At 65.4% G+C, this 8,278-nt stretch carries 8 protein-coding genes and 2 pseudogenes; 2 read left to right on the top strand and 8 right to left on the bottom strand.

Annotated features, from left to right (window positions below; all coding sequences use genetic code 11):
- Nucleotides 1–16 precede the first annotated feature (16 nt).
- The 5 genes and pseudogenes from DD1DGNOD_RS06025 to DD1DGNOD_RS06005 form a co-directional block, all read right to left on the bottom strand.
- Complete coding sequence (locus DD1DGNOD_RS06025; protein WP_131765756.1) at nucleotides 17–730, bottom strand: class I SAM-dependent methyltransferase; 714 nt, start codon at nucleotides 728–730, stop codon at nucleotides 17–19.
- Nucleotides 731–1,098: 368 nt separating this feature from the next.
- Nucleotides 1,099–1,368 (bottom strand): type II toxin-antitoxin system Phd/YefM family antitoxin, encoded by a 270-nt coding sequence (locus tag DD1DGNOD_RS06020; protein WP_206442979.1) that lies wholly within the window; start codon nucleotides 1,366–1,368, stop codon nucleotides 1,099–1,101.
- 103 nt (nucleotides 1,369–1,471) lie between these two features.
- Nucleotides 1,472–2,615: pseudogene (locus DD1DGNOD_RS31065) on the bottom strand (Fic family protein).
- A gap of 369 nt (nucleotides 2,616–2,984) precedes the next feature.
- A complete protein-coding gene (locus DD1DGNOD_RS06010) occupies nucleotides 2,985–4,007 on the bottom strand; it encodes a ParA family protein (RefSeq protein ID WP_131765755.1) in 1,023 nt (340 codons plus the stop codon).
- Entirely contained in the window at nucleotides 4,004–5,182 is a 1,179-nt protein-coding gene (locus DD1DGNOD_RS06005) for an ATP-binding protein (protein ID WP_131769632.1), read from the bottom strand. Before DD1DGNOD_RS06005 ends, DD1DGNOD_RS06010 begins: the two co-directional genes overlap by 4 nt.
- A 293-nt stretch (nucleotides 5,183–5,475) precedes the next feature.
- On the opposite strand from DD1DGNOD_RS06005, the gene DD1DGNOD_RS31060 reads away from it, so the two are divergent.
- Together DD1DGNOD_RS31060 and DD1DGNOD_RS05995 are read left to right on the top strand one after the other, a co-directional pair.
- Nucleotides 5,476–5,940: a hypothetical protein gene (locus DD1DGNOD_RS31060; protein ID WP_206442976.1), complete on the top strand. Its 465-nt coding sequence runs from the start codon at nucleotides 5,476–5,478 to the stop codon at nucleotides 5,938–5,940.
- A gap of 2 nt (nucleotides 5,941–5,942) precedes the next feature.
- A complete protein-coding gene (locus DD1DGNOD_RS05995) occupies nucleotides 5,943–6,701 on the top strand; it encodes a peptidoglycan-binding protein (protein ID WP_131765634.1) in 759 nt (252 codons plus the stop codon).
- A 197-nt stretch (nucleotides 6,702–6,898) separates the two neighbouring features.
- Here the strand turns inward: DD1DGNOD_RS05995 and DD1DGNOD_RS05990 are convergent, their stop codons facing one another.
- The 3 genes and pseudogenes from DD1DGNOD_RS05990 to DD1DGNOD_RS05985 all read right to left on the bottom strand — a co-directional run.
- The gene (locus DD1DGNOD_RS05990; protein ID WP_206442975.1) at nucleotides 6,899–7,234 is read right to left on the bottom strand and encodes an ankyrin repeat domain-containing protein; all 336 of its coding nucleotides are present in this window, start codon (nucleotides 7,232–7,234) and stop codon (nucleotides 6,899–6,901) included.
- A 61-nt stretch (nucleotides 7,235–7,295) separates the two neighbouring features.
- Nucleotides 7,296–7,574, bottom strand: coding sequence for a hypothetical protein (locus DD1DGNOD_RS27780; RefSeq protein ID WP_206442974.1), 279 nt, complete (start codon nucleotides 7,572–7,574; stop codon nucleotides 7,296–7,298).
- Nucleotides 7,575–7,672: 98 nt separating this feature from the next.
- Nucleotides 7,673–8,152, bottom strand: a pseudogene (locus DD1DGNOD_RS05985) (ISKra4 family transposase); the annotation flags it as partial.
- Between the last annotated feature and the right edge of the window lie 126 nt (nucleotides 8,153–8,278).

Below are 8,278 nucleotides of genomic sequence, written 5' to 3'. Positions count from 1 at the left end.
GTCCTGTGGCGGACGGTCACGGCTGCCGCTTGCGGGCGTGGATCAGCACCACACTGCCGTGGCCGTCGGGGTTGCGCCGGTCGGAACGGGCGACGATCGGTGACAGCGGAGCCGCCGCGTTCCAGCCGGCCCGCCCGCCCTTGGCCGACAGCGTCAGGTAGAGCCGCTCGGCCCGCCGCGAGCGGAACATGTAGGTTTGGCGCACGACCGTCAGACCGCGCTCGTCCAGCAGCTTCGCCAGGTGGTCGCCGGCGTAGGTCTGTTTGACGTGATACCGCTCCCGGTGCCGGGCGAACAGCTCCGGCCACTGGTCGGCGCGGCTGAGGGCGTCCGCGGACATGACGAGGTCCCCACCCGGTCTGAGCACCCGGGCCATCTCCGCGAGCGCGGACGGGCCGTCGTCGAAGTGCTCGATCGCACAGACCGACATCACCACGTCGAAGGATCCCTCCGCGAACGGCAGGGCCAGGGCGTCCCCCTCGACGAGCGCGGGACGCCCATGCAGCCGGCGGCCGAACTCCAGCTTGCCGCGGGCGAGGTCGAGGCATACCGCCCGAGCCCCGCGGCGCACCGCCCGGCCGGCCCAGTACCCGTCGCCGCCGGCGACGTCCAGAACGGTCCGCCCGGCCAGTTCACCCGCCCACGCCAGCAGCGTGCCGGCCTCGCGGCGGCGCATGACATGCACCTGGTGGCCGGCATAGGCCAGCGCCTGGTCACGCAACGGGCCCACCGGCGAGCCCTTCGGAGCCACCCGCGTCATGGACGACAGTCTGCCCCGGCCCGGACGCGGCCGGCGTACCGCCCCCGGCGGACCCCGCCCGCCACCTCGACCTCGCGACGCCAGGTGAACAGCACAGACGCCAGGTGAACAGGACAACGGTCTCGTGCGCACCGACAGGACACAGAAGATCAAATTCATCCTGTCGAATTTCCTCAATGCCAGCACCGACAAAACGATCATGTACGGTCCGCCGGAGGAAGATCCGGCCTCAGGACTGCCGGGTGGGCGATATCAGCCCTCAGCGCGACCGGACCGCTTACCGATTGTGGGACGTTTGCAGAATCATGATGTTCGTGTCGAGCAGTCCCTGCGCGTGGTCACCGGCCATAGGGGTCGTCCGGTTCCTGATCGGCCGTGGCGTCCTGGTCAGCCCGAAAAGCGTCCAGGGAGATGTCGGGGGCGCTGCGGGACATCGCCGCGAACTCACTGCGCGGGACGAACCGCCTGCGTCGCCGCAACGGGATCAGCTCAGCGATCCGATGCCCGTCGCGGGTAACCGTGAACGCCTGGCCACCCTGAACCGCGTCCATGATCTCCTTGGGCCTGTTGCGCAGGTCACGCTGGGTGATCTCTGGCTGCGCGCTCATACCACTCACGATATCCCGCTGGCGCCACAAGGTACTACCAGGTAGCACACAATGCCGCGGACACCAGCCCAGCCCCCGTCCGCTGCCGTGATTGTGTTGCTGATCATGGGTCTCCCCGCCGGCCGGCGCGCGCCGCGAACGCGTCGAGGGCGGCGAGCACGGCGGTGGCCTGCCACATCCTGTTGCGGGTGAATCCGGTGAACTCGGTGGGGATGCCCGCTTCGGCGAGTGGCGCGATGGCGCGTCGCGCGTTCTGCGGGGTGACGCCGAGTTCGGCGGCCACCGTGCGCGCGTCGACGACTGGTTGCCGCGGGAGCACATCGGCAAGCCGCCGGGCGCTGGAGTCCCGTCGAACCCGAAGCGTGTCCTCCCAGCTCGTACGAAGACCGCGCAGCTCGGCGACAAGCTGGCGACCGTTCGTGACGGCCGTGAAGGAGGCGTGCGCCATCCGTTCCACGATTGCCGACAGGTCTCCCTCGCGATAGGCGGTCAGGGCGTCGAAATAGGCCCCGGTCCCGGTGAGCAGCCCGGCGGAGACCGGGACACGGTGACGTTACGGGTCAGTCCGTGGCCACGCAGCATCCCGTGTATCAACGCCCGGCCGGTACGGCCGTTCCCGTCGGGGAACGGGTGGATCGTCTCGAACTGGGCGTGCGCGATCGCGGCCTGGCTCAGCGACGGCAGATCGGTCCTGCTGATGAACCGCGCCAGGTCGTCCATCAGAGCGGGGACGTGACGGTGGTGCGGCGGAACGAAGGCGGCGGCGTGCGGGCCGTAGGAATCCCCACCGATCCACACCTGCTCCTCGCGCCACCGGCCGGCGATCCTCGGGGCGTGCCTGGTCATGAGAGCCGAGTGCATGGCCAGGATCGCGCCCTGATCAAGGCGGTCGGCCAGGTCCAGGGCGGCTTTCACCGCGGCGACATTCCCGACGATCGCGGTGGCGTTGCGCTCGTCGGTGCTGCCCAACTCGGCGAGCGCGATGGCCTTCGCGCCTGAGGGGAGGTTCTCGATCCTCGACGAGGACGCGGACTCGCAGCGGAGCAGAACCGAGGCAAAGGACGCGGTCGCGGCACCGAGCTCGGCATCGAAGCGGACTATGGCACTCGACGCCTCATCGGCCAGCGCCGTGGCAGCGGCGGGGATCAGCGATGTCCGGTCAGCGATGGCAAGCACGAGCGCGGCCCGGCCCGGTACGGGCCGGCGTGGCGCCGTCGCGCACGCGCCGAGACCAGCTCCTCAGGGATCTTTGAGACCCAATCGAACTCCTCCCGCCCGAGGCTTGGCCAGCTGTCACCGGCGAGGTCGGCGCCGGCGTTGCCGCCGGGCCGCCGGTGATACTGATCTGAGGCTACGGCGCCACTGCACGGTCAGATAGGAGCTAAGTGAAACTAAGGACACCCCTTGGAGTCAGATACCCGCCTGGGCCGGGCCCGCCATCCCCGCCTTGTCACCGAGACGGCACAGCTGGCTGCCGTCGGCGGTCCCGACATTGAACCGGTCGTGCGGGTAGAGCCTGTAGGTATCCAGCGTGCTGATGTCGCAGGAGCATCCGTGCGCAAACCGTCCCAGCGACCTGGGCGAGAGCCCCCCAGCCTGGATGCGCTGGATCGAGCTCAGCTCTCAGCCCGCGCCGAGTCCAGTCTTTGCAGGAGCTTCTTGGCGAGCGATCGGAAGTCGTGGTAGCACCGGTTGACAAGCGTCTGGGTACTGCCGAGCGCGCCGTCTGCGGTTCTCAGGTCGAACATCGGCTTGCGCGCATCGTGCGAGAGCGGCATCAGGCTCTGATAATTGCGTAGCGTTGCGATTTCATACGATCTGGGGCTTGTGTTCGCCTCCGGTTCATCTAGCACGGCCGACGCGAAGACCTGAGGAATGCGGTCGAGCCATCGCTGGTACGCCTTGACGGGGCGGTCCAAGCGCATCGTCGGCTGCATGATGACGTAACCGAGGGGAGTCATTCGCCCAGGCGGTGCATCGATCCCGGGTGGGAGGTCCGGGAGCACCTTGCCGTGCCAGGTCCTCCGCCACATCCGGAGGGTCGGTCCAAGGTTTCGCAGTCCTCGGAGGGAGAACAGATCCGCCGCCAGCGGAACGAGCACAGTGTCGGCGGCGAGCAGAGCCGCCCGATTGATTGCGCCGAGATTCGGACCGACATCGATAAGCACGACATCGGCCCTGACCTGTCGAGCGGCAACCTGAATGATCCGGTAGAACGCCGTTGTCGTCCGCAGCGCAGCGGGGTCCCCGGTGAAGCCCTTGGGCCAGGCTTCGCTCAACCGATCCTCGAAAGCGCTCAACGTCAGGTCACCGGCAAGCAACCAGAGCCCGTCCGCGATCTGTTCGGGCTCACACGGACGAATGTCCCCCATGCCTTCCATGATTGGCCTGACAGCGGCAGCGACCGTGGTAGCGCTGTCGGCATCGCCCTGCCCGGCCGACCACGTCGACCCGTTGGACTCCCGCCAGATCAGCTCGAGTTTCTCTTCATCAAGAAAGGCTGCCGTCAGATTTGACTGGGGATCCAGGTCCACGGCAAGAACGTTTTTCCCGAGCCGCTGGAGCATGTGCGCGAGGTGGTAGGTGAGGGTCGTCTTCCCCACCCCACCCTTGTTGTTGAACAGCGCCACCGAGATCACGTCGCGCTCCTCAGGGTCACGGTCCACGAGGCGTCGTCGACGATGAACTCAGGTTCGGGATTGCCGTTCCGGCGCAACGAAGCCCGGACACGCCCGATACCCCGGCCGAACTGGTTGACGTATCCCAGCGACTTCATCGCGGCGGCAAGCGAGGGGTTCCGGTAGTCATTGACCCGGTCGAAGTTGTCCGACCGGACCTGGCCGAATGGTCCGCCGGGATTGGTCACCTCGATCCGGTCATCGAACCAGGCAACGCGGACCGGCGCGTTCGACGACTCGTAGTTGCGGTGCATGATCGCGTTCATGCACACCTCTCGGAGCGCCTCGATCGGGTAGTCCGGCCTCGGCTCCTCGCGAAACCCGCTCACCTCGATCAGTCGGGTGTGCAGGTGTCCCTTGAACAGGGTCTCCAGCCGCTCCGCCGCGTTGATGACATTGACCCGGAACTCCTGCTCATCCAAGACGACACCACTGACATCGATCTCCTCGTACCGGATGAACTGGACGTAGGCGCCGGGAATCTGCGCGCTCGGGTCCAGTCCGACGACGAGGAGACCAAGGACGGTCGGGGTGCCATCGGTGTCGGCGAGCCGCAGTGACGCCAGCTGCTGCTCGGTCGGCCGACCGTTCTCGTCCAGGACCGACGGGTCGACCGCGGAGCGTAGGTAGTCCGACCGGAAGAGACCGAGGTCGAGGTCGTCGGTGGTGCTGCCTGCGACGGGACGGACGTCGAACGGCGTCTCAAAGGAGCGCCGCCGCTCGGAGAGCACCCGCTCGTCGTCGCGGGTCGCCCTGCGGGTCGACGGTCCCGGCCGCACCCAGACGACGTTGTCGAACCGGACCGGCGGGGTGCGGGACGCACTGACGTCGATCTGGACGACCGGTTGCCCCTGATACACCGCCCGGCTCACCACCATCGAAGGCCGGTCCAGAATCCTCCCCTCGTCGCGGATGCTGGTGAGCCCGAGCAGCGCCTGATCCGAGGTGTCGACCTGCCCGACCGGCCTACCAGACTTGTCGACGCCGATGATCAGGAATCCGCGGCCCAGCCCCGGCAGATCGTTGGCCAGAGCACAGATCGCCTCGCGGATGGCGTTACGGTCCCTGATCTCCCGTTTGAACTCCAGGTTGGCAGTCTCCTGGGTGCCCAGGGTCGTCGCAAGATCTGTTCCCATGACGCTGATTTTGTCCTACCCGTCGTAGGAAGATGTTGTCAGCACGGACCGCGTTGCACCCGATGCCGCTCGTCTCGGCCCGGATCAGGATCAGGGCGTGGTGCTTGCCGGATGTCGAGATCGAGGTCGAGGAACTGGAACCTGGTCGACCCGGTCGAGTGCTTCCCCCGACGAACCATCGGATCTCGATCCTAGCCAGGAATCCGGCCGGTTCACCGAGCGGGCGAGAAACGTCGTGACGGCAGCGCAGAACGAAGCCCGCGGGCAAGGACGAGATCCGCCCCGAACACCTGGTGCCGGGGCTCCTGCACGAGCCGGAGGCGCTGGCCGCGGGGTCGATCGTCACGCAGGGCGTGCCGCTGGAAACCGTCCGGCAGACCATGACCGCGACGCTGCGCCGGCGGCTGAGCAGGTGCCTGCCATACGCGGAGCGGGCGCGCAAGCTGCGCATGGCAGGCTGCAAGACGGGCCGGCATCTCGACGACGAACCGCTACCCGGCCCCGACCCGCGCACCGACGACACGAGACCCCTCGTCCAACTCCACGCGGCCACCCGCCGGCAGTCCGAAGCGAAACCTCATCCGTCGCGGACAAGCTGGAGCGCGGAGTGTGATGAGTGTATCGAGGTTAAACTTTCGCCGTACGTTCTCGCCGGGCGAGACACGGTGCTTGCAGTGAAGGCGGGCGTGATGCGAGAGACCGTGATGCGAGAGACCAGGTGGATGCCGGCCGGGCACCGGGCGAGTCGGGCGGCCTGACTATGCGAGCGTCGGAGCGCCCGTGGAGCGGGCGCAGCGTCGCTTCTCGTGGCTCACTCAAGATCTTCTACTCCTACGCTCACGAGGACGAGCCGATCCTGGCGGAGCTACACAAGCACCTCGCGCCACTTCGTCATGAGCAGATCGTCGCGGACTGGTATGACCGCGAGCTTCTGCCCGGGGCCGGCTGGGACTCGGAGATCAGCTCTCGCCTCGAGTCGGCGGACATAGTGATCGCTCTCCTGTCCGCGGACTTCGTCGCCTCGGAGTACGCGTATGGCCGGGAGCTGCGTAGGGCGCTTGAGCTGCACGATCGAGACAGCTTGGCGCTGGTTCCCGTGGTCGTTCGCCCATGTCGCTGGGAACACCTGCCGGTCGCGCGCCTACAGGTACTGCCTGAAGATACAAAGCCGATCACTAGCTGGGGAGAGCCGGACCGGGCATACCTGTCGGTGGCGGTCGGGGTTGAACGTGTGGCGCGGAGCCTGCTCTCACGCAGCGGAAGCCTTGTCGATGATTGGCTCGAGTCCCGCGTCATCCGGCGTCGTGTGATCAGGCAAATTCAGGAGTACCTGCGGGTCCTCGGCTACTACAGGGGGCCGATCGACGGCATCCCAGGCACGGGAACCGAGCACGCGGTGCAGGCGTTTCAACGCCGCGCTGGCATCAAGGTCGACGCAATGATCGGCCCGGAGGTAATCCGCCGCCTCGAAGACGCTGTTAAGTCCGCAGCCGCGGCGTCGTCGGTCCGGCAGACCTGAAAGGCATACTCCCAGCAAGAGCCGGTTCAAGATTTCTTGTCCGGCCCCCGTCCGGCGCCGGGAGCGGAGACGACCCGATCCTGATCACCGAATGTTACGCAGAATAGCCGTCAGTCCGACGATGGAACTCGCTCGCTCCCGTCAAAGAGCCTTCTCCGGAAGATCTTCAAAAAACTGCGCGATCGGATAGTTCGCGATCAGCCGAGCAAGCCCCACCGGGGTCTGTCCATAATTGTTGACCCGCCAGGGATCCGCCCCACGCGCCCGCAGCAGAACAATAAGGCCACCTCGACCACGCGAGTAAAAACAGCGCAGAACAATGGCGTGTTACCAAATTTGTTCACACTGTCGATCATCGAACCGCTATCCAGGAGAGCGTGCGCCGCCGCGACGGAATAATTCTGGGCGGCAAAATGCAACGGCGTAGATCCGTCGACATCGACAGCATACGGCTCGTACCCTTCCACAAGGAGATGTACCACCCGAGAAACATCGTCGTCCGCCGCTGCGTAGTGCAGCGGGGTACGTTTCATCCAGTCCGTCTACCACCTCAAATCATCGCTCTACCCGGGACGCTTCAAAGCCTCGTCAGCGCTACTTGGTGCATCGATAAATAAAACCATCTTGATCATCCGATTCAATATAATACATCGCACTGATCCGTCTACTTTCCGGCCGCAGGCGAGGATATCCAACCAATAGATCCGAAGTAAACGGCAAGCGACTCGACGCGTGCTGGAACTCCAGCGCCGCATCGAGACCTATCAGTTCCGCGCTGCGCCACAACAAAGAGATCGGAGGCATGACATCACGGTAATCGCTTGCCTTCTCAACAGCTATATTAAGGAGAAATTGTTGATCTAGACTGATCACCAATGAATATGGGTATGGCTCTTTTAGGGCTCTTGTGATAGATTAGATACCCACTGATCTATCACAAGAGCCTCTTTTAGAGTGATTTGATCATTCTGTGGGTGTGTGGGGTCCTGGTAGCGGGTGTGGTGGACGCGGTGGCGTTCCTGGTTCAGGTGGTAGCGCCAGTAGGAGTTGAAGTCGCCGTTGGAGACCAGGGCACGCAGGGTGAGGATGGCTTCGGCGCCGTCGAGTCCCCAGCGGACCCCGGTGATGTCCATGCGGTCTTTGACGAGGTGGCGGCAGGCGCCTTCGATGATGCCGGTGGCGATCGGCCATCCGCTGGTCAGCGCGGTCTGGTAGTCCAGGTAGGGCTTCTTGGCGGTGAGGTAGCCGGCGGCGGTGTCGGCGCCTTTACGCTCGGTTGTGGAGTAGCCGTTGCGGGTGGCGCGGTGGCGGATTCCGGCGGCGACCGTGCCAGCCTTGCCGTCCAGGATTTTGCCGGCCTGGTCGGCGACCCAGATCTCGGCGTCGGTGTCGCCGTGGTAGAAGAACGACCAGGCGGCCTTCCACAGATATTCCAGGACGTGGATGACGTCCAGGACAATGGCCACGGTGACTGGAGTGTTTCCGCTTTTCTGGACGCCCTTTTAGGCTGCCAGTTGGCTGATGTTCCTGTAGCCTAGCTCGTATTCCCTGGGTGTCAAGTATTCTAGGGTGGAATG

Origin of the sequence: Candidatus Protofrankia californiensis (genome assembly GCF_900634765.1) — a bacterium.
GTDB lineage: Bacteria > Actinomycetota > Actinomycetes > Frankiales > Frankiaceae > Protofrankia > Protofrankia californiensis.
The sequence above is the reverse complement of the archived record's forward strand: the minus strand, read 5'-3'. Positions and strand labels throughout refer to the sequence as shown.